Origin of the sequence: Microlunatus capsulatus, assembly GCF_017876495.1 — a bacterium.
In the GTDB taxonomy this organism is placed as follows: Bacteria; Actinomycetota; Actinomycetes; order Propionibacteriales; family Propionibacteriaceae; genus Microlunatus; species Microlunatus capsulatus.
On sequence record NZ_JAGIOB010000001.1, the window covers coordinates 504,197 to 527,403 of the forward strand.

The 23,207-nt window shown below is 74.6% G+C and carries 18 protein-coding genes and 1 pseudogene; 6 read left to right on the forward strand and 13 right to left on the reverse strand.

Annotated elements, in window-relative coordinates; genetic code table 11:
• Window positions 1-85: 85 nt before the first annotated feature.
• The gene (locus JOF54_RS02325; RefSeq protein WP_210052635.1) at window positions 86-688 is read left to right on the forward strand and encodes a TetR/AcrR family transcriptional regulator; all 603 of its coding nucleotides are present in this window, start codon (window positions 86-88) and stop codon (window positions 686-688) included.
• A complete protein-coding gene (locus JOF54_RS02330; RefSeq protein WP_210052637.1) occupies window positions 685-1,350 on the forward strand; it encodes a VC0807 family protein in 666 nt (221 codons plus the stop codon). Before JOF54_RS02325 ends, JOF54_RS02330 begins: the two co-directional genes overlap by 4 nt.
• Before the next feature lie 84 nt (window positions 1,351-1,434).
• Here JOF54_RS02330 and JOF54_RS02335 read toward each other — a convergent pair whose 3' ends face one another.
• Entirely contained in the window at window positions 1,435-3,141 is a 1,707-nt protein-coding gene (locus JOF54_RS02335) for a bifunctional metallophosphatase/5'-nucleotidase (protein ID WP_210052638.1), read from the reverse strand.
• Window positions 3,142-3,297: 156 nt separating this feature from the next.
• On the opposite strand from JOF54_RS02335, the gene JOF54_RS20645 reads away from it, so the two are divergent.
• Window positions 3,298-4,050 carry an aminoglycoside phosphotransferase family protein gene (locus JOF54_RS20645; protein WP_307803744.1) on the forward strand — a complete coding sequence of 251 codons (753 nt, stop codon included), beginning with the start codon at window positions 3,298-3,300 and terminating at the stop codon, window positions 4,048-4,050.
• Between the two features lie 247 nt (window positions 4,051-4,297).
• On the opposite strand, the gene JOF54_RS02345 is transcribed toward JOF54_RS20645, so the two are convergent.
• The 12 genes and pseudogenes from JOF54_RS02345 to hisI all read right to left on the reverse strand — a co-directional run bounded on the left by JOF54_RS02345 (window position 4,298) and on the right by hisI (window position 19,439).
• Entirely contained in the window at window positions 4,298-5,761 is a 1,464-nt protein-coding gene (locus JOF54_RS02345; protein WP_210052640.1) for a glutamate synthase subunit beta, read from the reverse strand.
• A 266-nt stretch (window positions 5,762-6,027) separates the two neighbouring features.
• Complete coding sequence (gene gltB, locus JOF54_RS02350; protein ID WP_210052643.1) at window positions 6,028-10,581, reverse strand: glutamate synthase large subunit; 4,554 nt, start codon at window positions 10,579-10,581, stop codon at window positions 6,028-6,030.
• A gap of 428 nt (window positions 10,582-11,009) precedes the next feature.
• Window positions 11,010-12,008: a prolipoprotein diacylglyceryl transferase gene (lgt, locus tag JOF54_RS02355; protein ID WP_210052645.1), complete on the reverse strand. Its 999-nt coding sequence runs from the start codon at window positions 12,006-12,008 to the stop codon at window positions 11,010-11,012.
• A gap of 1 nt (window position 12,009) precedes the next feature.
• Window positions 12,010-12,759, reverse strand: coding sequence for a DsbA family protein (locus tag JOF54_RS20650; protein ID WP_210052648.1), 750 nt, complete (start codon window positions 12,757-12,759; stop codon window positions 12,010-12,012).
• Complete coding sequence (locus JOF54_RS02365) at window positions 12,756-13,268, reverse strand: MauE/DoxX family redox-associated membrane protein (RefSeq protein WP_307803746.1); 513 nt, start codon at window positions 13,266-13,268, stop codon at window positions 12,756-12,758. Before JOF54_RS02365 ends, JOF54_RS20650 begins: the two co-directional genes overlap by 4 nt.
• 7 nt (window positions 13,269-13,275) lie before the next feature.
• The gene (trpA, locus tag JOF54_RS02370; protein ID WP_210052650.1) at window positions 13,276-14,169 is read right to left on the reverse strand and encodes a tryptophan synthase subunit alpha; all 894 of its coding nucleotides are present in this window, start codon (window positions 14,167-14,169) and stop codon (window positions 13,276-13,278) included.
• 116 nt (window positions 14,170-14,285) lie between these two features.
• Window positions 14,286-15,512: pseudogene (trpB, locus tag JOF54_RS02375) on the reverse strand (tryptophan synthase subunit beta); the annotation flags it as partial.
• 148 nt (window positions 15,513-15,660) lie between these two features.
• A complete protein-coding gene (trpC, locus tag JOF54_RS02380) occupies window positions 15,661-16,464 on the reverse strand; it encodes an indole-3-glycerol phosphate synthase TrpC (protein ID WP_210052652.1) in 804 nt (267 codons plus the stop codon).
• 13 nt (window positions 16,465-16,477) lie between these two features.
• A complete protein-coding gene (locus JOF54_RS02385) occupies window positions 16,478-16,708 on the reverse strand; it encodes an HGxxPAAW family protein (protein WP_210052654.1) in 231 nt (76 codons plus the stop codon).
• 6 nt (window positions 16,709-16,714) lie between these two features.
• A complete protein-coding gene (locus JOF54_RS02390; RefSeq protein WP_210052657.1) occupies window positions 16,715-17,425 on the reverse strand; it encodes a Trp biosynthesis-associated membrane protein in 711 nt (236 codons plus the stop codon).
• The gene (locus JOF54_RS02395; protein WP_210052658.1) at window positions 17,422-18,957 is read right to left on the reverse strand and encodes an anthranilate synthase component I; all 1,536 of its coding nucleotides are present in this window, start codon (window positions 18,955-18,957) and stop codon (window positions 17,422-17,424) included. The genes JOF54_RS02390 and JOF54_RS02395 overlap by 4 nt, the downstream gene beginning before the upstream one ends.
• Entirely contained in the window at window positions 18,954-19,439 is a 486-nt protein-coding gene (gene hisI, locus JOF54_RS02400) for a phosphoribosyl-AMP cyclohydrolase (RefSeq protein WP_307803748.1), read from the reverse strand. The genes JOF54_RS02395 and hisI overlap by 4 nt, the downstream gene beginning before the upstream one ends.
• Before the next feature lie 98 nt (window positions 19,440-19,537).
• Between hisI and JOF54_RS02405 the strand changes: the two genes are divergently transcribed.
• From JOF54_RS02405 to JOF54_RS02415, 3 genes are all read left to right on the forward strand, one after another.
• Entirely contained in the window at window positions 19,538-20,194 is a 657-nt protein-coding gene (locus JOF54_RS02405; protein ID WP_210052662.1) for a TIGR03085 family metal-binding protein, read from the forward strand.
• Window positions 20,195-20,280: 86 nt separating this feature from the next.
• A complete protein-coding gene (locus JOF54_RS02410; RefSeq protein ID WP_210052664.1) occupies window positions 20,281-20,490 on the forward strand; it encodes a hypothetical protein in 210 nt (69 codons plus the stop codon).
• Between the two features lie 89 nt (window positions 20,491-20,579).
• Entirely contained in the window at window positions 20,580-23,117 is a 2,538-nt protein-coding gene (locus JOF54_RS02415) for a carboxylate--amine ligase/circularly permuted type 2 ATP-grasp protein (protein ID WP_210052666.1), read from the forward strand.
• The last annotated feature ends 90 nt before the right edge of the window (window positions 23,118-23,207 follow it).

Genomic DNA, 23,207 nt, shown 5'->3' on the forward strand with positions numbered 1-23,207 from the left:
CCCTCGACCCGCACGCCCGGCCCCCCCGACCCCCGCGGGTCGGGGGGTCTGGCGCCGCCGGGCCGACCGGTCTACCGTCTTACTCGTGCAGGTAAGTCCCGCTCCTCCCCGCTCTCCCGCCGCCGAGGCCCGGCGCGCGCAGGTCGTGGCCGCGACGCTCGCGGTGGTGGCCGACGGCGGCTACCGGGACGCGACCTTCGCCCGCATCGCCGCGCACGCCGGGCTCTCCAGCACCCGGCTCATCTCCTACCACTTCGCCTCCAAGGAGGCGCTGGTCGCCGCCTGCGTCGAGAGCGTCGTCAGCGCGCTGGGCGCCGAGGTCGGCGCCCGGGTGCGCGCGGCGACGACGGCGCCGGAGCGGCTGGCCGCCTACATCACCGCGGTCGTGGGGTTCAGCGACGTGCACCGCCGGGAGATGAGCGCGCTGCTGCAGATCCTGCTGGCGGGCGCCTGGTCGGCCGACGTCGGGACCCCGGCGGCGACCGCCCCGCTGGAGGCCCTGCTGCGGGAGGGCCAGCGCACCGGCGAGCTGCGCGCCTTCGACCCCGCCGTCGTCGCCTCCGCGGTGCAGCGGGCGGTCGAGGCGCTGCCGTTCCGGCTGGCCGCGGAGCCCGAGCTGGACTGCGACGCCTGGGCCCGCGAGCTGGTCGAGCTGTTCGACCGCGGCACCCGCCGGGACCCGGGGTGAGCACGACGACCGCGAGCCGGCGGTGGTGGCGGGTCGCCTCCCTGGCCGTCGGCCTGGTCGGCTCCACGCTGCTGTTCTACGGCCTCCGGGCGTCCGGCCTGAGCCTGCGGACGGCGCTGCTGACCGCGACCGTCGTCGGGGCGGTGCCCACGCTCGTCCGGCTCGCGCGGGGCTACCGGCCGCGGGGGCTGGAGGCGTTCTTCACCGTCATGCTGCTGGCGGCGGTGGCGGTCGCCCTGCTGCCCGGCGGCGGCCGGCTGGTGCTGGCCAAGGAGTCCCTGCTGACCGCTGCGACCGGGGTCTGGTTCCTGCTCAGCACCCGGTCCGCCCGGCCGCTGGCCTACCAGTTCGCCCGGCCGATGACCGAGGGGCGGCTGGGCTGGCCGTCCGGCTGGGAGTCGCTGTGGGCGACCTCGCCCGCCTTCCGGCGGATGTGGCGGCGGTCCAGCCTCGCCTGGGGGGTGGGCACGCTCGCCGACGCCGTCGGCCGGGTGGTGCTGGTCGCGACGTCCCCGGCCGACGCCGTCCCGGCGCTGAGCCTCGGCCTCTTCGTGGCCACCGCCGTGCTGCTCAACGTCGCCACCACGGTCTTCTACGCGCGGTGCGGCGCCTTCGACCGGCGGGGGCCGTTCCACCGGCCGGGCGCCGTCGCCGCCGGGTAGCCCCGGTCCCGGACGCGCGACGCCCCGGCAGCACCAGGGGCGGACCTGGTGGCCGGGGCGCGCGCGTCGAGCGGCGGGCCGGGGTCAGCCGACGACGGTGATCCGGTCAGCCGGCGGGGCCGACAGGCCCGGGTTGTCCTCGAGGTACTCGACGAAGGCGTCGAGGTCGATCGGCCCGCCCTGCAGGTCGGTGCCGTCGGCGAAGACCGAGAACCCGTCCCCGCCGGCGGCGAGGAAGTTGTTCACCGTCACCCGGTAGGTGGCGGTCGGCTCGACGGCCTTGCCGTCGACGGTGATCCCCGAGACCTTGGCGCCGGGCGCGGCCCCGCTGGTCCAGGTGTAGCCCAGCGTCGAGGACACCTGCAGCCAGGTCGGGGAGTCCCCGGCGGCCTGCTGCTGCTGCTCGAGCACGGCGTCGAGCTGCGCACCGGTCAGCGTGATGGTCTGCAGGATGTTGGCGAAGGGCTGCACCGAGAACGCCTCGCCGTAGGTCACCGGTCCCGCGTCGAGGTCGGCGCGGATGCCCCCCGGGTTGGTGATGGCGACCTGGGCGCCGTTCCCGGTGGTGGCGGCGAGCTGGGCGTCGGCGATGACGTCGCCGAGGGGCTTCTCCGGGTCGCTGCTGCCCCGGCCCAGCAGGGCCTCGGTGGTGCTGCCGATCGAGCGGTTCGCCAGCGGGGCCGCCTTCGCGACGGCGCGGTCGACGATGGCCTGCACCTTCGCGTCGGGCCGGACGTCCCGGGTCACGATGATGTTCGTGGCCTTGGTGCGGCTGCGGACGACGTCCTTGGTCTTCGTGCTCACGGTGAGGTCGACGACCGAGATCAGCCGGCCGAAGGACAGCCCCTGGATCAGCGGCCGCGGGTTCCCCGCCGGGTCGGTGACGGTGCAGTTCTCGGCCTGGTGGGTGTGGCCGGCGAAGAACGCGTCGACCCGGGCGCTGGCCCGGCTGGCGATCCGGTGGGCGAGCTGCTCCTCGCCGAGGTCGCAGGAGTTGGGGCTGCCGGCCCCGCTGGTCTCGTCGCCCTGGTGCATGAGCACGACCTGGGCCTTGACGCCCATCTTCTGCAGCAGCTTGGAGGTGCGGTTGATGGCGGCGACCTCGTCGGTGAACTCCAGACCGGCGACGGCGGCGGGGGTCACGACGTCCGGCAGGTCGCGGAGGGTGACGCCGATGACGCCGATCTTCACCCCGCCCTGCTTCTGGATGCTGAAGGGCGAGAAGGCGGGCTTGCCGCTCTCGAAGGTGACGTTCGCGCCGAGGAAGGGGAAGTCGGTGCCCTCGTAGGAGGTGCGGAACGCGCAGCCGTCGGTCGGGTGGCACCCGCCGTGCTCGATCCGGCGCAGCTCGGCCAGGCCCTCGTCGAACTCGTGGTTGCCGACGACGGAGGCCTTGACGCCCATGGCGTTGAGGACCTCGACGGTCGGCTCGTCGTGGAACAGGGCCGAGGCCAGCGGCGAGGCGCCGATGCTGTCCCCGCTGTTGAGCAGCAGCGAGTTCGGGTGGCCGTAGCGCAGCATCTCGACGTGGCGGGCGAGGTAGGCGGCACCGCCGTTGTTCTCGAGCGTCTTGCCGCCGCCGATCTGGACGCGGGCGGACGAGCCGGTCGGGTTCTCGAGGTTGCCGTGCAGGTCGTTGAAGCTCATCACCCGGACGGCGACGGTCTTCGGCTTCTTGGAGGTGGTGGGGCGCGGGGCGGCGTCGGCGGCGGGGACCGAGATCGACAGCGCCACGGCGGCGGCGATCGACAGGGCACCGATCCGGCGCGCGGCGCGGGCGGCGAGGGGCATGACGAACCCTTCTGGGGGCTGGAGGGGTGGATTTCGCACTCAGTGTGCCCCGCGAGCGGCGCCGGGGTCCAGGCCGGCCGGGTGACGACCGGGCGACGGGCCGGGGCCGTCGGGAACGCGCTTGCCGTCCCGGGCCGCAGGCGTCAGGGTCGGAGGGTGGACCCGGCCGCGAGCGCTGAGCCGACCCGCCACGTGCAGGTCGGGCTCGACGGGGTGCACCGGCCGGTGCACGCGTGGACGCCGACGGTGCACGCGGCGCTGGAGCGGCTGCGCGCGGCCGGCGTGGTCGAGGTGCCGGCACCGCTGGCCCTGGGCGCGCACGAGGAGGTGCTGGGCTTCCTGCCGGGCGACGCCGGTGCCGCGTGCTGGCCGCACCAGGTGCCCGAGGCGGGCCTGGTGTCGGCCGCCCGGCTGCTCCGCCGGGTGCACGACGCGAGCGCGGGCTGGTCCTGGCCGCCCGACGCCGCCTGGTCCCAGCCGGTGCGGGAGCCGGCCGAGGTGCTCTGCCACGGCGACCCCGGACCCTGGAACATGACCTGGGCCGACGGCCGCGCGACCGGGCTGTTCGACTGGGACTTCTGCCACCCCGGGCCGCGCCGGCACGACGTCGCGTACGCCCTGGACTGGCTCGCCCCGTTCCGCCCCGACGACGAGGCGCTCCGCTGGCACGGCTTCGCCGCGCCGCCGGACCGGGGGTCGCGGATCCGGGCCTTCTGCGCGGCCTACGGCACGGAGCCCGACCGGGTGGTCGACCTCGTCCTGGAGGTCCGGCTGCGCACGCTCGACGTCGTCCGCGCCCTGGCGGCGGACGGCGTCGAGCCGCAGGCCGGGTGGCTGGCGGGCGGTCACGCCGCCGAGGTCGAGGCCGGCGTCCGCTGGGTCGAGCGGCACCGGCGGCTGTTCACCTGAGGCGTCCCCGGATGGTCAGCGCTCGATGCGCGCTGAGGCCCCCAGGAGGCCCGCTGCCGCCGTCGAGCGCTGACTTCCCAGGGCGACGACCACCTGACCCCTTGGGGATCAGCCGCTCTCGCGCACCCGAGCTGGCCCCCGCCGCCTGAGCTCGTCGAAGGCCCTTCGACGAGCTCAGGGAGCGGGAGGTATCAGCTGAGCGAGCGGTGTGCTGTCGGCTCGCTAGCGGCGGTGGGCTCGTCGGGCGTCAGACCATCATCTGCCGGGCGGTGGGCGGGATGGGCTTGGGCAGCTTGGTGGAGCCGGAGAGGTACTCGTCCACCCCGGCCGCGCAGGCGCGGCCCTCGGCGATGGCCCAGACGATCAGCGACTGGCCGCGACCCGCGTCACCGGCCACGAAGACCCCGGGGACGTCGGTGGCGTAGTTGTCGTCGCGCTTGACGTTGCCGCGCTCGTCCAGGGTGACGCCCAGCTGGGAGATCACCGAGTCCTTCTCCGGGCCCACGAAGCCCATGGCCAGCAGCACGAGGTCGGCCGGGATCTCCTGCTCGGTGCCCTCGACGGCGACGAGCTTGCCGCCCTCGAAGCGCACCTCGGACAGGGTCAAGGAGGTGACCTTGCCGTCCTCGCCGTTGAACCGGGAGGTGGAGACCGAGTAGATCCGCTCCCCCGCCTCCTCGTGGGCCGAGGACACCCGGTAGGTCATCGGGTAGGTCGGCCACGGCTGGTGGGCCGGCCGCTCCTCGGGCGGGGTGGGCATGATCTCCAGCTGCCGGATGGAGGCCGCACCCTGCCGGATGGCGGTGCCGAGGCAGTCGGCGCCGGTGTCGCCGCCGCCGATGATGACGACGTGCTTGCCCTGCGCCGAGATCGGCGGCTGCTCGATCTTGCCCCGGGCGTAGCGGTTGGCGTGCGGCAGGAACTCCATGGCCTGGTGGATGCCGTCGAGCTCGCGGCCCGGCACCGGCAGGTCGCGCGGGATGGTGGAGCCGACGGCGAGCACGACGGCGTCGTAGCGCTCCTTGAGCTGCTGGCCGGTGATCTTGACCCCGACCTCGACGCCGCAGCGGAAGTTGGTGCCCTCGTCCTTCATCTGCTGGATGCGCCGGTCGAGGACGTACTTCTCCATCTTGAACTCGGGGATGCCGAAGCGCATCAGGCCGCCCGGCTCCTCGGCCCGCTCGAAGACGGCGACGGTGTGGCCGGCCCGGGTGAGCTGCTGGGCGGCGGCCAGCCCCGAGGGCCCGGAGCCGATGACGGCGACGGTGCGGCCGGTGTGCCACTCGGGCGGCTGGGGCAGCACGCGGTGCTCGTCCCACGCCTTGTCGATGATGGTGACCTCGACGTTCTTGATGGTCACCGGGTCCCGGTTGATGCCGACGACGCACGCCGTCTCGCAGGGGGCCGGGCACAGCCGCCCGGTGAACTCCGGGAAGTTGTTGGTCGCGTGCAGCCGCTCCAGCGCCTCGTCCCAGTCGCTGCGCCACACCAGGTCGTTCCACTCGGGGATGAGGTTCCCCAGCGGGCAGCCGGTGTGGCAGAACGGGATGCCGCAGTCCATGCAGCGCCCGGCCTGCTCGGAGATGATCGGCAGCAGGGCCCGCCCCGGCGTGCCGGGGTAGACCTCGTTCCAGTCGCGCACGCGCTCGGCCACCGGCCGCCGCTCGGCGACCTTGCGCGGCGTGGAGATGAACCCGCGGGGGTCAGCCATGGTGATCGTCCTTCGTCAGGTGCTGGAAGAGGAGGCGCCCGTCGACGGGCTCAGGGAGCGGGGCACGGCGGGGCCCTTCGACAGGCTCAGGGCGCGGGGTGACGTGCGCAGGAGCGGCGCGGAGGACGCCCCCGAGCCGGGGCGTGGATGGGCCTGGCGGGAGCCCGGAGCCTGCGGAGGGCGGATGGTTGCCCCGGCTCGGGGGCGTCCGCAGCGCCGCGCACCCAACCCCGGCAGACAACCGCGGACTGAGCCACGCCACGAGCTCACCCACGAGCCGCATCCATCATCGCCACGGTGGTCGCGTCGTCGTCCAGCCCCTCGGCCTCGGCGGCCTCGCGCGCCGCCAGCACCCGGGCGTAGTCCCGCGGGAGCACCTTGGTGAAGCGCTCCTTGGCGGTGTCCCAGTCGGCGAGCAGCGCCGCGGCCACATCGGACCCGGTCTCCTCGCCGTGCCGGACCACGAGCCCGCGGACGAGGTCCTGGTCGCCCTCGCCGAGTGGCAGGGCGTCGGCCATGTCGGTGTTCAGCAGCGACGCGTCCAGGTCGAGCACGTAGGCGATGCCGCCCGACATGCCGGCCGCGACGTTGCGTCCCGTCGAGCCCAGGATGACGGCCAGGCCGCCGGTCATGTACTCGCAGGCGTGGTCGCCGGTGCCCTCGACGACGGCGGTGGCCCCGGAGTTGCGGACGCAGAACCGCTCCCCCACCTGGCCCCGGATGAAGATCTCGCCCGAGGTCGCGCCGTAGCCGATGACGTTGCCGGCGATGATGTTGTCCGCCGCCACGAAGGTCGCCGCGCGGTCGGGCCGCAGGACGATCCGGCCGCCGGACAGGCCCTTGCCGAGGTAGTCGTTGCTGTCGCCTTCGAGCCGCAGGGTGATGCCGGCGGGCAGGAACGCGCCGAAGCTCTGGCCGGCCGACCCCGAGAAGGTGAGGTCGATCGTCCCGTCGGGCAGGCCCTCGCCGCGGGTCGCCTTCGTCACCTCGTGGCCGAGGATCGTGCCGACCGTGCGGTTGACGTTGCGGATCCTGAGCTGCGCGCGGACGGCCTCGCCGGAGTCCAGGGCGGGGCGGCACAGGTCGATGAGCATCTGGTCCAGCGCGAACTCGAGCGCGTGGTCCTGCTTCGTCGTGTTGTGCAGCGGGGTGCCCTCGGGCAGCTCGGGGCGGTGCAGGATCGGCCGCAGGTCGAGGCCGTGCGCCTTCCAGTGCTCCTCGGCCGGGGTGGTGTCCAGCGCCTCGACGCGGCCGACGGCCTCGGCGATGCTCCGGAAGCCCAGGGCCGCCAGGTGCTCGCGGACCTCCTCGGCGATGAACTCGAAGAAGTTGACGACGAACTCCGGCTTGCCGGAGAACTTGGAGCGCAGCTCCTGGTTCTGGGTGGCGACGCCGACCGGGCAGGTGTCGAGGTGGCAGACCCGCATCATGATGCAGCCGCTGACCACCAGCGGGGCCGTCGCGAAGCCGAACTCCTCCGCACCCAGCAGGGCGCCGATGATGACGTCGCGGCCGGTCTTGAGCTGACCGTCGACCTGCACGACGATCCGGTCGCGCAGCCCGTTCAGCAGCAGCGTCTGCTGCGTCTCGGCCAGGCCGAGCTCCCAGGGTCCGCCGGCGTGCTTGAGCGAGGTCAGCGGTGCCGCACCGGTGCCGCCGTCGTGGCCCGAGATCAGCACCACGTCGGCCTTGGCCTTGGAGACGCCGGCCGCGACCGTGCCCACGCCCACCTCGGCCACGAGCTTGACGTGCACCCGCGCGGACGGGTTGGCGCACTTCAGGTCGTGGATGAGCTGCTTGAGGTCCTCGATCGAGTAGATGTCGTGGTGCGGGGGCGGGGAGATGAGGCCGACGCCCGGCGTCGAGTGCCGGGTCTTGGCCACCCACGGGTAGACCTTCTGGCCGGGCAGCTGGCCGCCCTCGCCGGGCTTCGCGCCCTGGGCCATCTTGATCTGGATGTCGTCGGCGTTGGTCAGGTAGTCCGACGTGACGCCGAAGCGGCCGGAGGCCACCTGCTTGACCGCCGAGCGGCGCTCGGGGTCGTAGAGGCGCTCCTTGTCCTCCCCGCCCTCACCGGTGTTGGACTTGCCGCCCAGCCGGTTCATGGCGATCGCCAGGGTCTGGTGCGCCTCGAGGCTGATGGATCCGTAGCTCATCGCGCCGGTCGAGAACCGCTTGACGATCTCGCTGACCGGCTCGACCTCGTCGATGGGCACGGGCGGCCGCTCGCTGTTGAACTTGAGCAGCCCGCGCAGCGTCATCAGCCGCTCGGCCTGGGAGTCGATGTGGGCGGTGTACTGCTTGAAGATGTCGTAGCGGCCCGAGCGGGTGGAGTGCTGGAGCCGGAACACCGTCTCGGGGTCGAACAGGTGCGGCTCGCCCTCGCGGCGCCACTGGTACTCCCCGCCGACCGGCAGCAGCCGGTGGGCCAGCGGGATCCCGTCGGCCGGGTAGGCCCGCAGGTGCCGCTGGTGGACGGCGTCGGCCAGCTGCTCCAGGGTGATCCCGCCCAGCTTGGACGTGGTGCCGGTGAAGTAGCGGTCGACGACCTCGCGGGACAGCCCGAGGGCCTCGAAGATCTGCGCGCCGGTGTAGGACGCGACGGTGGAGACACCCATCTTGGACATCACCTTGAGGACGCCCTTGCCCAGCGCCTTGACGACGTTGGCGACGGCCTTCTCGGGCGTGACGGAGGTGTAGACGCCGTGCCGGGCCAGGTCCTCGACGGACTCGATGGCCAGGTAGGGGTTGACCGCGGCCGCGCCGTAGCCGATCAGCAGCGCGACGTGGTGCACCTCCCGGACGTCCCCGGCCTCGACGACCAGGCCGACGTGGGTGCGCGTCTTCTCCCGCACCAGGTGGTGGTGCACGGCGGCGGTGAACAGCAGCGACGGGATGGGCGCGTACTCGCCGTTGGAGTGCCGGTCCGACAGCAGGATGATCTTGGCCCCGCCGGCGATGGCGTCGGAGATCTCCGCGCACAGCTCGTCGAGCTTCTCCGTCAGCGCCTGCGCGCCGCCGCTGACCTTGTAGAGGCCGCGGGCCACGTAGGTGGCGTACTCGGTGTCGCCGGCCCGGTTGATCCGGACGACCTTGGCCAGCGCGTCGTTGTCCAGCACCGGGAACGGCAGCACGAGGCGGCGGCACGAGACCGGGCCGGGCTCCAGCAGGTTCTGCTCCGGGCCGATGGTGTTGTACAGCGAGGTGACGAGCTCCTCGCGGATGGCGTCCAGCGGCGGGTTGGTGACCTGGGCGAACAGCTGGGAGAAGTAGTCGAAGAGCAGCCGCGGCTTGTCGCTGAGCGCCGCGATCGGGGTGTCGGTGCCCATCGAGCCGATGGCCTCGGCGCCTCCGGAGGCCATCGGGGCGAGGATCAGCCGCAGGTCCTCCTCGGTGTAGCCGAAGACCTGCTGGCGACGGGTCACCGAGGCGTGGGTGTGCACGACGTGGTCGCGCTCGGGCAGGTCGGTGAGCAGGGTGCGGCCCTGGGCCAGCCACTCGCCGTACGGGGCGGCGGCGGCCAGCTCGGCCTTGACCTCCTCGTCGGAGATCAGCCGGTGCTCGTCGAGGTCGACGAGGAACATCCGGCCCGGCTGCAGCCGGCCCTTCTGGACGATCGTCTCGGCCGGGATGTCGAGCACGCCGGCCTCCGAGGCCAGCACCACGAGCCCCTCGTCGGTGACCCAGTAGCGCCCGGGGCGCAGGCCGTTGCGGTCCAGCACGGCGCCGACCTGGGTGCCGTCGGTGAAGACGACGCCGGCCGGGCCGTCCCAGGGCTCCATGAGGCAGGAGTGGAAGGCGTAGAAGTCCCGCCGGGCCTGGTCCATGACCGGGTTGTTCTCCCAGGCCTCCGGGATCATCATCAGCATCGCGTGCGGCAGCGAGCGCCCGCCGAGGTGCAGCAGCTCGACGACCTCGTCGAACGAGGCGGAGTCCGAGGCGTCCGGGGTGCAGATCGGGAAGAGCCGCTCCAGGTCGCCCGGGATCAGGTCCGACCTCAGCAGCGCCTCGCGGGCCCGCATCCAGTTCCGGTTGCCCTTGACGGTGTTGATCTCGCCGTTGTGGGCGATCATCCGGAAGGGGTGCGCGAGCTCCCAGGCCGGGAAGGTGTTGGTCGAGAAGCGGGAGTGCACGACGACCAGCGCGCTGGTCATCCGCTCGTCCAGCAGCTCGGGGAAGACCAGCTCGAGCTGCTCGGTGGTGAGCATGCCCTTCCACACCAGGGTGCGGGCGGACAGCGAGGCGAAGTAGACGCCCGTCTCGTGCTGGGTGCGGCGGCGCAGGCAGTAGGCCAGCCGGTCCAGCTCGATCCCGCGGACCGGCTCGCCGGCCGGGGCGACGAGCAGCTGCTCGAACCAGGGCATGTTGGACCGGGTGAGGTCCGACAGCGAGGAGTCGTCGGTGCGCACGCGGCGCCAGCCCAGGACGGTCAGCTGCTCCTCGGCGGCGATCCGCTCGATCGCGGCCTTGGCCTCGGCGCGGGCCTGCTCGTCGGTGGGCAGGAACGCGTTGCCGACGGCGTAGGTCCCGGCCTCGGGCAGCTCGACGCCGGCCGCCAGGAAGGAGCTGGCCTCGGCGCGCAGGAAGGCGTCGGGGACCTGCATGAGGATGCCGGCGCCGTCACCGGTGAGGGGGTCCGAGCCGGTCGCGCCGCGGTGGTCGAGGTTGCGGAGCGCCTCCAGGCCCTTGTGCACGATGTCGTGGCTGGGGACGCCGGTGAGGGTGGCGACGAAGGCCACACCGCAGGCGTCGTGCTCGAAGGCGGGGTCGTAGAGACCTTCTCCGGCCCTGGACCTGGGCTGGGCGGGGGTGGCTGACATCTCGGACTCCCGTCGTCGAAGCCGGTGAGAGAGACGGGCTCTGTCACAGGGTCTGGTTGAGCGGCATCGGCGCGCCCCCGGGTGCCGGGAGGGGCCTGTTCACAAGGACTTCTGGGGACGACACTGGCCCAGCGCGGAAAGGCTAACGCACTCTGTTCGCCCCCAGCGGCCCGAAGAGTTGCGCCGGGCGACCCCCGGGACGAGGGCGCGCGGCACGACCGGTCGGATCTCCCGACCGGCGGGGCGGTTCCCGCACGGAGCCGCTGTGATCGGCTGCTGGACGACGCATCTTCGCGTCGCGGGCGGTGGTGTGGTGCTGAGCACACCAGGGGCGACGGGCGGGACGCGGTGGCGTCGACCGTCGGCCCCAGGGTAGTCAGACGCGGCGGCCGGACGCGAACCCGCGCGCGCCCGTGGACACCGCCGGCTCAGCTGCTGCTGTCGCGCCCCGTCGTACCGGGGCCGGGGCCCGCGTCGGCCCGGTCGGCGTCGGCAGGATCCGCGGGGTCCGCACGGCCGGCGTCGTCGGTGCCGACAGGGTTGCCGGGGTCGCCGGGCACCGTCGCCCCGTCGGCCGGGGCGGGGTCCGCCTCGTCGGCCGACGCGGGCGGGGCCTCGACGACGGCCTCGCGGCCCGGCCGGGTGCGGACCAGCCAGAGGAACAGCCCGGCGGCCACGACGAAGGCGACCAGCGCGGTGTAGTTGTTGAGCCGGAATCCGGCGATCTCGTTGACGTTGTCGATCCGCAGCGCCTCGATCCAGAACCGGCCGGCGGAGTACAGCGCCACGTAGAGCGCGAACACCTTGCCGTGGCCCAGCCGGAAGCGGCGGTCCACCACCACCAGGACCAGCGCGACGGCGAGGTTCCACAGCAGCTCGTAGAGGAACGTCGGGTGGAAGGTGGCGAAGGATGCGTAGCTGGCCGGCCGGTGCTGCAGGTCGATCTCCAGCGCCCAGGGCAGCGTGGTGGGCCGGCCGAACAGCTCCTGGTTGAACCAGTTGCCCAGCCGGCCGATCGCCTGCGCGACGAGGACGGCGGGCGCCAGGGCGTCCAGCAGGGCCGGGAAGCGGATGCCCCGACGGCGGGCGACCAGGTAGGCCCCGAGCGCGCCACCGGCGACCGCGCCCCAGATGCCCAGCCCGCCGTTCCAGATCTTCAGGGCGTCGACGGGGTGGCGGCCGGGCCCGAAGTACAGCTCGTAGTCGGTGATGACGTGGTAGACGCGGGCGCCGACGATGCCGCTGGGGATGGCGGCGACGAGCACCGTCTCCAGCGCCTCGGCCGTGCCGCCGCGGGCCCGCCAGCGCCGGTTGGCGATGACCATCGCCACGACGATGCCGGCGATGATGCACAGCGCGTAGGCCCGGAGCGGGAACGGCCCGAGGTACCAGACGCCGGTGCCGGGGCTGGGGATGGAGAGCAGCACGTCAGCCCTTCGCCTCGATCATGTCCTGCAGGCTCTCAGCCGTCAGGCCCTCCAGCGGCAGCGGCGCGCCGTCCAGGAACAGCGTGGGCGTGCCGGTGACGCCGGCGGCGTCGGCCGCGGTGTCCACCGCGTCGGCCCAGGCCACCCGCTCCCCGCCCTGCACGCAGGTGGCGAAGGAGGCCGGCACGGAGTCGGTGCTGAGCGCGCCGAGCTCCAGCAGCTGGGTCTGGCTCCACTGCAGCCGGGCGTTGGCGAACAGGCCCCGGTAGTAGCGCTCGCCGAAGCCCGCCTCGGCGGCGCAGCCCATCGCCGCGGCCGCGCGGCCCGAGCCCTCGTCGATGAACGACATCGGCCAGACGGCCAGCTTCAGCGTCCCGGCGTCGCGGGCGGCGTCGAGGGTGGGCCCGAACGCCTCCTCGAAGTCGGCGCAGTGCGGGCAGTGGAAGTCCTCGTAGACCGTCAGCTCGACCGGCGCCGCGGGATCGCCGAAGCGGAGCGGCTGGCCGTCGGCCAGCGGCTGCGGGGCGTCGGCATAGCTGCCGGCGGGCACCGCCGACGGGCTGCGGCCCGTGCGCCAGGCCTGCAGGCCGAGCCCGCCGCCGACCAGGGCGACGACGAGCACCGCCACGAGCAGCACCAGCCGGTTGCGGTCGCGACGCCGCTGCGCCGCCTGCTCCGCGGCGCGGCGGGAGGCCTCCTGGGAGGACCGCGAGGCCCGTGCCCCCGGTCGTCCGGGTGTTCGGCTGCTCACCGGTGGTCCTCCAGGTCTCGACGTCGGTCCGGGCCCGGTTCCAGGGCGAGCCGGCTGCGGGGCTGCCACACCAGCCACAGGGCCAGCACGAGAAGCAGCGAGTCGCGCAGGATCTCGCCGCCGTAGTCGGTCTGGCCGGCGGCCACGGTACCGCCGCCGCCGAAGCAGCCGCAGTCGATGCTCAGCCCGCGCACAGCGGCGGAGACCACCGCCAGCACGAAGACGCCGATGAGCACGGCGCTCGCGACCCCGGCCAGCCGGGTCAGCGCGCCGGCGGCGAGCAGCAGCCCGAGGGCGATCTCGACGAAGGGCAGGCCCCAGCCGACGAGGGTCTCCAGGCCCGCGGGGAGCACCTCGTAGGCGCGGACCGCGGCGACCGAGCCCTGCGGGTCGACGGCCTTGAGCCCGCCCGCGGCCAGGAAGACCCCGGCCAGCACCAGCCGGACCAGCGTCGACACCCAGGGGGCGACGCGCTGGAACGGGGTGCGGACGGGCGCGCGGGCGATCACCCGGTGGTCAACGGGCGAGCGGCGCGGAGGTTCCCGACCGGACGCCCTCGACCAGGTCGGCGACGACGGCGCGCAGCCGGGACAGGTCGTCCGGCCGGCCCGCGTCCTCGGCCTCCAGCAGCGCCCGGACCAGGGCGGAGCCGACGATGACGGCGTCGGCGAAGCCGAGCACCTCGCGGGCCTGCGCGCCGTCGGAGACCCCGAGCCCGACGCCGACGGCGGCGTCCGGCGCGACGGCGCGGATCCGCTCGACCAGCGCCGGCGCGGCCGAGGAAGTCTGCGTCCGGGCGCCCGTGACGCCCATCACCGAGGTGGCGTAGACCCAGCCGCGGCAGGCGGCGACGGTGGCGGCCAGCCGCTCGTCGGTGGAGGACGGCGAGACCAGGAAGATGCGGTCGAGGCCGTGCGCGTCGGAGACCGACAGCCACTCCTCCGCCTCGTCCGGGGTGAGGTCGGGGGTGATGGCGCCCGCGCCGCCGGCGGCGGCGAGGTCGCGGGCGAACCGGTCGGGGCCGTAGCGCTCGATGAGGTTCCAGTAGGTCATGACGACCGCGGGCGTCCCGGTCGAGGCGACGGCCTCCACGGCGGCGAAGGCGTCGGCGGTGCGGACACCGCGCTCCAGGGCCCGGGTGCCGGCCCGCTGGATGGTGACGCCGTCCATCATCGGGTCGGAGTAGGGCATGCCGACCTCGACGAGGTCGACGCCGGTGCCCTCGCCGTCGCCGGCCAGCGCCCGCAGCGCCGCCAGCGAGCGGGGGACGTCGGGGTAGCCGACGTGCAGGAAGCCGACGAGCGCCCCGCGGCCCTGCGCGCGGCAGTCGGCGAACGTCCGCCCGGTCCGCCCGAGGTCGAAGGCGGCGCCCGGCGCCGCTCCCGGGCCGGTCGCGGTGGGCGCGCTCACAGCTGCACCCCGGTGGTGCTGGCCGGGCCGTCCTCCTGCAGGCCGAGGTCGATCTCCTCCTCGGCGCTCAGGTCGGTGCCCACGGGCTGGCCGGACTCCGAGCCGGTGCCGCGGGTGTCGATGCCGAACCACTGGATGGCGGTGTCGACGTCCTTGTCACCGCGGCCGGAGAGGTTGACCAGGATCAGCGCGGGCTCGCCGTCGGGGCGGGCGGGCAGCCGGCGGGCGAGCCGCATGGCTCCGGCCAGGCCGTGCGCGGACTCGATGGCGGGCAGGATGCCCTCGGTCTTGGACAGCAGCGCGAAGGCCTCCATGGCCTCGGCGTCGGTGACGGGCTCGTAGTGCGCCCGACCGGTCGCGGCCAGGTAGGAGTGCTCGGGGCCGACGCCCGGGTAGTCCAGGCCGGCGGAGATCGAGTGCGACTCCTTGGTCTGGCCGTCGGCGTCCTGCAGCACGAAGGTGCGCATGCCGTGCAGCACGCCGACCTCGCCGGCGGAGATGGTCGCGGCGTGCCGGCCGGTCTCCAGGCCGTCGCCGCCGGCCTCGAAGCCGTGCAGGGCCACCTCGGCGTCGGGGATGAAGTCGGCGAAGATGCCGAGGGCGTTCGAGCCGCCGCCGACGCAGGCCGCGACGGCGTCCGGCAGCCGGCCGTAGCGCTCCAGCACCTGGCCGCGGGCCTCGGTGCTGATCACCCGCTGGAACTCCCGGACCAGCATCGGGAACGGGTGCGGGCCCGCGACGGTGCCGATGAGGTAGTGGGTGTCGTCGACGGAGGCGACCCAGTCGCGCATCGCGTCGTTCATCGCGTCCTTGAGCGTCTGGGTGCCCGACTCGACGGCGATCACCTCGGCGCCGAGCAGCCGCATCCGGGCGACGTTCAGCGCCTGCCGCTCGGTGTCGACCTTGCCCATGTAGACGGTGCAGCGGAGCCCGAAGAGGGCCGCGGCGGTCGCGGTGGCCACGCCGTGCTGGCCGGCGCCGGTCTCGGCGATCACGCGGGTCTTGCCCATCCGCCGGGTCAGCAGCGCCTGGCCCAGGACGTTGTTGATCTTGTGCGAGCCGGTGTGGTTGAGGTCCTCGCGCTTGAGCAGGATCCGCGGGGCCGGGCCGTGCTCGGGCGCGCAGGCGGCCGAGAAGCGGTGCGCCTCGGTCAGCGGCGTCGGGCGACCCGTGTAGTCCTTCAGCAGCGCGTCGAGCTCGGCGTGGAAGTCCGGGTCGACCATCGCGTCCCGGAACTCCTGCTCCAGCTGGCCCAGCGCGGCGTAGAGCGCCTCGGGGACGAACTTGCCGCCGAACTGCTCGAAGTGGCCGCCGGCGTCGGGGTGCCGGAGCGCCTCCTCCAGCCAGCCCGGCGCGCGGTCGGCGGGGTCGCTGGCGGTGGACGGGGCGGCTGAGGTGGTCACGGTGCTTCCTTCTGCTGCAGGGGGCCGGACGGACGCCGTTCGGGGCGACCGCCGGCCCGCGCTCCCGGTCGGGCCGGGAGCGGGGAGGTCAGGACTTGTGCAGGGCCGGGTGGGCACCCGCGGCGACCAGGTCGGCGACGCCGCTGCGCGGGTCGCGACCGGTCACCAGGGCCTCGCCGACGAGGACGACGTCGGCGCCGGAGCGGGCCAGCTCGATGACGTCGTGCGGGCCCCGGACGCCGGACTCCGCCACCCGGACGATGCCGTCGGGGATGAGCGGGGCGGTCCGGGCGAACGTCTTCGGGTCGACCTCCAGGGTCTGCAGGTTGCGGGCGTTGACCCCGATGATGCGGGCGCCCGCGTCGACGGCGCGCGGCACCTCCTCGGGACCGTGCACCTCGACCAGCGGCGTGAGGCCGATGGACTCGGCGCGCTCGACCAGGCAGACCAGCTCGTCGTCGGTCAGGGCCGCGACGATCAGCAGCACGAGGTCGGCGCCGGCGGCGCGGGCCTCGAACAGCTGGTAGGCGGTGACGATGAAGTCCTTGCGGAGCACCGGGACGTCGACGGCGAGCCGGACGCGGACGAGGTCGTCGAGGGAGCCGGAGAACCGGCGGGCCTCGGTGAGCACGGAGATGGCCGCGGCGCCGCCGGCGGCGTACTCCCCCGCCAGCCAGGCCGGGTCGCCGATCTCGGCGAGCGCACCCTTGCTGGGGCTGGCCCGCTTGACCTCGGCGATGACGGAGACGCCGGGGCCGCGCAGCACGGGCATGGGGTCGAGGGCGGGGTCGATGTGCTGCACCCGCTCCTTGAGCCGGTGCAGGGGCACCTGCTGCTGGCGCAGCTCCAGGTCCTCGCGGACACCGGCCAGGATGTCGTCCAGGGCTCCCACGGCGATCAGCCCGTCACAGCGCGCCGTGCCCGCGCACCTGGAGGACCTTGGTGACGACGAGCGCGACGACGATGACGACCACGGCGACCCCGAACAGCACCCAGTTCTGCATGACCACGGCGATCCCGCCGAGGACGAACGCGAGCATGGCCAGCATGCTGCCCGCCCACGCGGCGGCGGTGCGCCCGTGGTGGACGTGCTTGCCGGCTTCGGCGCGGGACCCGGTCTCGGTCTTCTCAGCCATGCGTCCTCATTCCGGGGGAGGTGGTGGGAGGGGCCGTTCAGCACCGCCCATTGTGTCCCCCGGGCGCCCAGAACGCACATCGGGGGCGGGACCGGCGGCCGGTCGCGGCGCGGTCGTCGGGTCGAGCCCGGCGTCCTGGGCCCGCCAGACCGCCGCGGGGTCGTCCTCGGCGGCGGTGGCCGCGGCGACCGCCGCCGTGCGGGTGAAGCGGTCGGCGCGCTGCGGCCAGCGCGGCGCGGTCACCGCGACGAGCAGCCCGCCCGCCAGCACGAGGACGCCGGCGGCGGCGTAGCCCCAGGACCAGCCGGTGGCCACGAGCCCGTAGGACTCGACGAGGCTGACCTGGCGGACCGAGGTCCGCACCGCCGCGTCGCTCGGCCGCAGGCCCAGGGAGCCGGCGACGACGACGCCGGCGCCGGTCAGCGCCAGCAGCACGCCGACGACCTGGCGGCCGCGGGTGCGCAGGACGAGCACCAGCAGCCAGCCGGCCAGCGCGACGACGCCGAGCGCCGAGGCCAGGCCCGCGGTGGTCTCGGTGCCGGAGAAGGCGACGTCCACGCCCTCGGCGCTGGCCCGCCACCAGGGCTGCGCGCCCGTCACCAGGGCGAGCGCGCCGCCGACCAGGCCCGGCAGGAGGGCCCGGCCGCGGAGCCGGCCACCCGAGGGGGAGGCGCCGCGGAGCCGGCCGCCCGGCGGGCGCGCGGGGGCGTCGCTCATCCGCCGGTGCCGCGGCCGAGCGGGGTGAACGACTGGGCCACGGAGACGGCGCGGATGACGGCCGCCGCCTTGTTCTGGGACTCCTGGTCCTCGGTGGGCGGGTCGGAGTCGGCGACGATGCCGCCGCCCGCCTGCACGTAGGCGGTGCCGTCCTTGAGCAGGGCCGTCCGGATGGCGATGGCGGCGTCCGCGTCGCCGGCGAAGTCGAGGTAGCCCACGACGCCGCCGTAGAGCGCCCGGCGGGACACCTCGAGCTCGTCGATGATCTCCATCGCCCGCACCTTGGGCGCCCCGGACAGCGTGCCGGCCGGGAAGGCGGCGAGCACGACGTCGAGGGCCGTGCGGCCGGGCGCGACCGTCCCGGTCACCGTCGACTCCAGGTGCATGATGTGGCTGTACCGGCGGACCTCCATGAACTCCACCACCTCCACCGAGCCCGGCTCGCAGACCCGGCCGAGGTCGTTGCGGCCGAGGTCGACGAGCATCACGTGCTCGGCGCGCTCCTTGGGGTCGGCCAGCAGCTCGGCCTCCAGCGCGGCGTCCTCGGCCGGGGTGGCGCCCCGGGGCTTGGAGCCGGCGATCGGGTGGGTGACGGCCCGGCGACCCTTCACCGTGACCAGCGCCTCCGGGCTGGAGCCGACGATGTCGAAGGGCCGGCCGTCGGCGTCCTCCAGCCGGACCAGGTACATGTACGGGCTGGGGTTGGTGAGCCGCAGCACCCGGTAGACCTCGAGCGCGTCGGCGGTGGTGTCGACCTCGAAGCGCTGGCTGACCACGACCTGGAAGGCCTCGCCGGCCCGGATCTCCTCGACGGCGGCCCGGACGGCGGCCTGGAACTCCTCGGGGCTGCGCTGGCGTCGGACCGGCAGCGGCGCGTCCCTGCGGACGGTGACGGCCGAGGACGGCGTGGGCTCGGCCAGCCGGGCGGCCATCGCCTCGACCCGGGCGACCGCGTCGGCGTGCGCCTCGTCGACCCGCTCGTCGCTGCCGTCGAAGTTGATGGCGTTGGCCACCAGCCACACCTCGCCGGTGTGGTGGTCCAGCACGGCGAGGTCGGCGACGAGGAGGAAACCCAGCTCGGGGATGGCGAGATCGCGCGGGTTGCTGTCCGGCAGGTGCTCGACGCGGCGGACGGCGTCGTAGGAGAGGTAGCCGACCAGGCCGGAGCTGAACGGCGGCAGCCCGTCGTCGGCGTCGTCCTCGGCCGGGGTGTGCAGCAGGGCCAGGGTCTCGCGCAGCGCGGCGAGCGGGTCGCCGCCGCTGGGCAGCCCGACCGGGGTGTGCCCGGTCCAGACGGCCTCGCCGTCACGCTCGGTCAGGGTGGCCACCGAGCGGACGCCGATGAAGGAGTAGCGCGACCAGACGCCCTGCTCGGCCGACTCCAGCAGGTAGGTGCCGGCCCGGTCGCCGGCCAGCTTGGCGTAGAGGCCGACGGCGGTCTCGGCGTCGGCCAGCACCCGGGTGTGCACCGGCACGACGCGGCGCTCGGCGGCCCGGGCGCGGAAGCCCTCGAGGTCGGGGGTGACGATCACGCGCCGACCCCCATCCCGGCGCAGGACACAGCCAGCGGCGGCTCGCCGGCGCTGTCGGCGGCGGTGGTGTCGACGGCGGGCTCGCCGACGACAGCCGGCAGCACCCGGGCGTCGAAGCAGGTGGTGTCGCCGGTGTGGCAGGCCGGGCCCTCCTGGACGACGGTGACGAGCAGGGTGTCGCCGTCGCAGTCGAGGCGGACCTCGCGCACCCACTGGCGGTGCCCGCTGGACTCCCCCTTGACCCAGTACTCCTCGCGGCTGCGCGACCAGAACGTCGAGCGGCCGGTGGTCAGGGTCCGGTGCAGCGCCTCGTCGTCCATCCAGCCCACCATCAGCACGGCACGGGTCCGCTCGTCCTGGACGACGGCGGGGACGAGGCCGGCGGCGTCGCGGCGCAGCAGGGCGGCGACGGCGGGGTCGAGCGCCGAGCGGGTCTGGGGGCGCGCGGGCGCGGGGCGGGCGGGGTCGGGCGGGGTGGGCACGCGCCCATTGTCCACAGCCCCGCGGCGGGGCGCGAACGCGTTCGGCCACCCCGCAGGGCCGGGGGCGGCCCCGGCGGGCAGGTCTAGCATGGTCGCTCGTGACCTTCGCCAAGGACGAGCGCTCGGCGCTGTGCGACCTGCTCGACCAGGTCGGACCCGACGCCCCCACGCTCTGCGAGGGCTGGGACGCCCACGCCCTGACGGTCCACCTGTGGGTCCGCGAGACCGACCCCGTCGGCGTCGGCGGGATGGTCGCCAAGCCGCTGTCGGGCCTGCTGGAGCGCCGGATGGCCGAGGTGCGCCAACGCTGGCCCTACCCCGAGCTGGTCGACCGGATCCGCCGCGGCCCCGCCCGGCTGTCGGTCTTCGCCATCCCCGGGGTCGACGAGGGCGCCAACACCACCGAGTACTTCGTGCACCACGAGGACGTCCGCCGCGCCGGGGACGCCCCCCAGCCCACCCGGGTGCTCGCGCCCGAGGTCGAGGAGTGGATGTGGCGCCGGCTCAAGCTGCTGGCCCGCGCCTGGTTCCGCCGCGCCCCCGTCGGCGTCGTGCTGGAGCGCTTCGGCAGCGCCGACGCCGAGGGCGAGCCCGAGACCATCCGGGCGACCGGGGGCACCCGCACGGTCACCCTGGTCGGCCAGCCGAGCGAGCTGATGCTCTACGCCCACGGGCGGACGGCCGTCGCCGACGTGAAGCTGGTCGGCGAGGCCGACGCCGTCGAGGAGCTCGGCGCCGCCGACTTCCGCGTCTGAACGTCCCCGCCCGCGGCGGGAGCGCCGCCTAGGCTGGCGCCGTCACGTCGGGCCCGTCCGCGCGTGCGTCGAGCACGAGGAGCACCGTGAAGTCACGTACGGCCCGGATGAGCAGCGTCGTCGTCGGCGCGCTGGCCCTGCTGGTGGGTCTGCTGTGGATCGGCCAGGGGCTGGGCTACGTGCCGGGCAGCTTCATGACCGGGGCCATGCGGTGGTTCTGGATCGGCCTGGTCGTTGCCGTCGTCGGCCTCGTGCTGGTCCTCGCCGGCCTGCGCCGGCCGCCCCGCACCCGCTGAGCCGGCGGTCCGGGCCGCCCTCGGGAGGCCGCGGACCCGCGCCCCGGCGGTCACCCGGACGTAACACGGCGTCGCTAGGTTGACGACGGATGAGCGCTGAACTGACGCTGGGTGCCGAGGAAGAGCTGCACCTGATCGACCTGGAGAGCTGGAAGCTGTCGGCACGGGCTCCCCAGCTGCTCAGCCGTCTGCCCCGCGAGCACTACTCGGCGGAGATCCAGCGCACCACGGTGGAGACCAACACCGCCGTCGTGGACACCCTCGGCGGGCTGCGCGACGAGCTCGTCCGGCTGCGCCGCGGGCTGGTCGAGGTCGCCGCCGAGGACGGCATCGGGATCGCCGCCGTCGGCACCGCGCCCACCGCCGCCTTCGCCGACTTCGAGCTCACCGCCACCGGCCGCTACGGGCGCATGCAGGAGCAGTACCGGCTGCTGGTCGACGAGCAGCTGATCTGCGGGCTGCAGGTCCACGTCGGGGTGAGCAACCGCGACCTCGCCGTGCAGATCATGCAGCGGATCGCCCCCGACCTGCCGGTGCTGCTGGCCCTGTCGGCCAGCTCGCCCTACTGGAACGAGCAGGACACCGGCTACTCCTCCATCCGCTCGATCATCTGGCAGCGCTGGCCGAGCGCGGGCTCCACCGGCTACCTGGCCTCGGCCGCGGAGTACGGCGACCTCGTCGACGACCTCATCAGCACCGGCGTCATCGCCGACGCCAAGATGGCCTACTTCGACGTCCGGCCCTCCTCGCACGCGCCGACGCTGGAGCTGCGGGTCTGCGACGCCACCCCGATCGTCGACGACGCCATCCTCATCGCCGGGCTGTTCCGGGCCGCGGTCCGGGCTGCCGAGGTCGACATCGCCGCCTGCCGCCCGTTCGCGCCGGTGCCCGCGCCGCTGCACCGGGCGTCGGTGTGGCGGGCGGCGCGCGGCGGCCTGAGCGGTGAGCTGCTGGACCACCTGCGCCACCCCCGCCCGCACCCGGCCCGGGAGGTCGTCCGCTCGCTGGTGCACCGGCTGCGCCCGCAGCTGGAGGAGCTGGGCGACTGGGACGAGGTGCAGGAGCTGTCCGAGACGGCCCTGGCCCGCGGCAACAGCGCCGACCGGCAGCGGGCCGCCTTCGCCGAGCGCGGACGGCTGAGCGACGTCGTCGAGCTGGTCGTCGCCGAGACCCACGGGCCCGCCTCGGGCCCGGCCCCCGCGGTGCCGGCGCTGCGCCGCTACCGGGCCCGGGCGGGCGACGAGGCCGTCGGGCCCGGCCTGCAGCCGCGGGCCGCCTACCGCGACCTCGTCGACCACTTCCGGAAGCAGCCGCCGGAGCAGCTCGCCGAGCGGGTGGCCGCCCGGGACGCCTGGGTCGACGCCCGCGGGCTGACCTTCGGCGTGGAGGGCGAGCAGCAGCGCTTCCACGTCGACCTGGTCCCCCGGCTGATCAGCCCGCACGAGTGGGCGGCGCTCGCCGAGGGCCTGGGCCAGCGGGCGCGCGCCGTCGAGGCCTTCCTCCAGGACGTCTACGGCGAGCAGCGGCTGCTCGCGGACGGCGTGCTGGACCGCGACCTCGTGGAGGGCTCCCCCGGCTGGCGGGCCGAGGCGCGCCGGCTCCCCGCCGGGGTGGTCCGGGCGCCGGTGATGGGCTTCGACCTGGTCCGCAACGAGTTCGGCGGCTGGCGGGTGCTGGAGGACAACCTCCGCAACCCCAGCGGGGCCGCGTACGCCCTCGCCGTCCGCGAGCTGCTGGACGCGGTGGTGCCCGAGCTCCCCCGGCCCGACGGGCTGGTTGACCCGCGGACGGCGCTGGCCGCGCTGGCCGCCACCCTGCGGGCCGGCAGCCCCGACGGCGCCGTCGCCCTGCTGTCCAGCGGCCCGGGCAGCTCCGCGTGGTTCGAGCACCGCGTGCTGGCCGAGCAGGCCGGGCTGCTGCTGTGCGGGGCCGACGACCTGGAGGTCGTCGACGGGCGGGTGCGGCACCGCGGCTCGGGTGGTGCGGTGGGGTGCCTCTACCTGCGGCTGGACGTCGAGCTGGTCGACCTCGTCGACGCCGACGGCCGGCCCGTCGGGGCCCAGCTCTTCGAGACCGCGGTCGCCGGCGGCGTCCGGCTGGCCAACGCCCCGGGCAACGGGGTGGCCGACGACAAGGCCATGTACTGCCACGTCCCCGAGCTGATCGCCTACTACCTCGGCGAGCACCCGACCCTGGAGTCGGTCCCCACCTACCGCACCAGCGACGAGGCCGAGTACCGGATCGTGCTGGACCGGGTGGGCGAGCTGGTGACCAAGCCCGTCGACGGCCACGGCGGCCTCGGCGTCCTCATCGGGCCGGACGCCGCCGCCTCGGCGGTGGCCGAGCGCCGCGCCCAGATCGTCGCCGACCCGGCCGGCTGGGTGGCCCAGGAGGTCGTCATGCTCTCCTCCCACCCGACGCTGGACGACGGCTCGCTGGAGCCCCGGCACGTCGACCTCCGCGCCTTCGTCTACCTCACCGGCACCGGCCCCGGCGAGCAGACCCTCGCCGGCCTGGCCCTCACCCGGATGGCGCCCGAGGGCAGCCTCGTCGTCAACAGCTCCCGCGGCGGCGGGGCCAAGGACACCTGGATCGTGGCGCCGGGAGCCGGGGCGTCGGACGGATGACCGGGCGTCAGAGGACCACGCGACCCGGTGCGGGGCCGACCCCTCCCGAGCGTCGGGGAGGTCGGGCCCGGGTGCTCTCTGGACGACGAG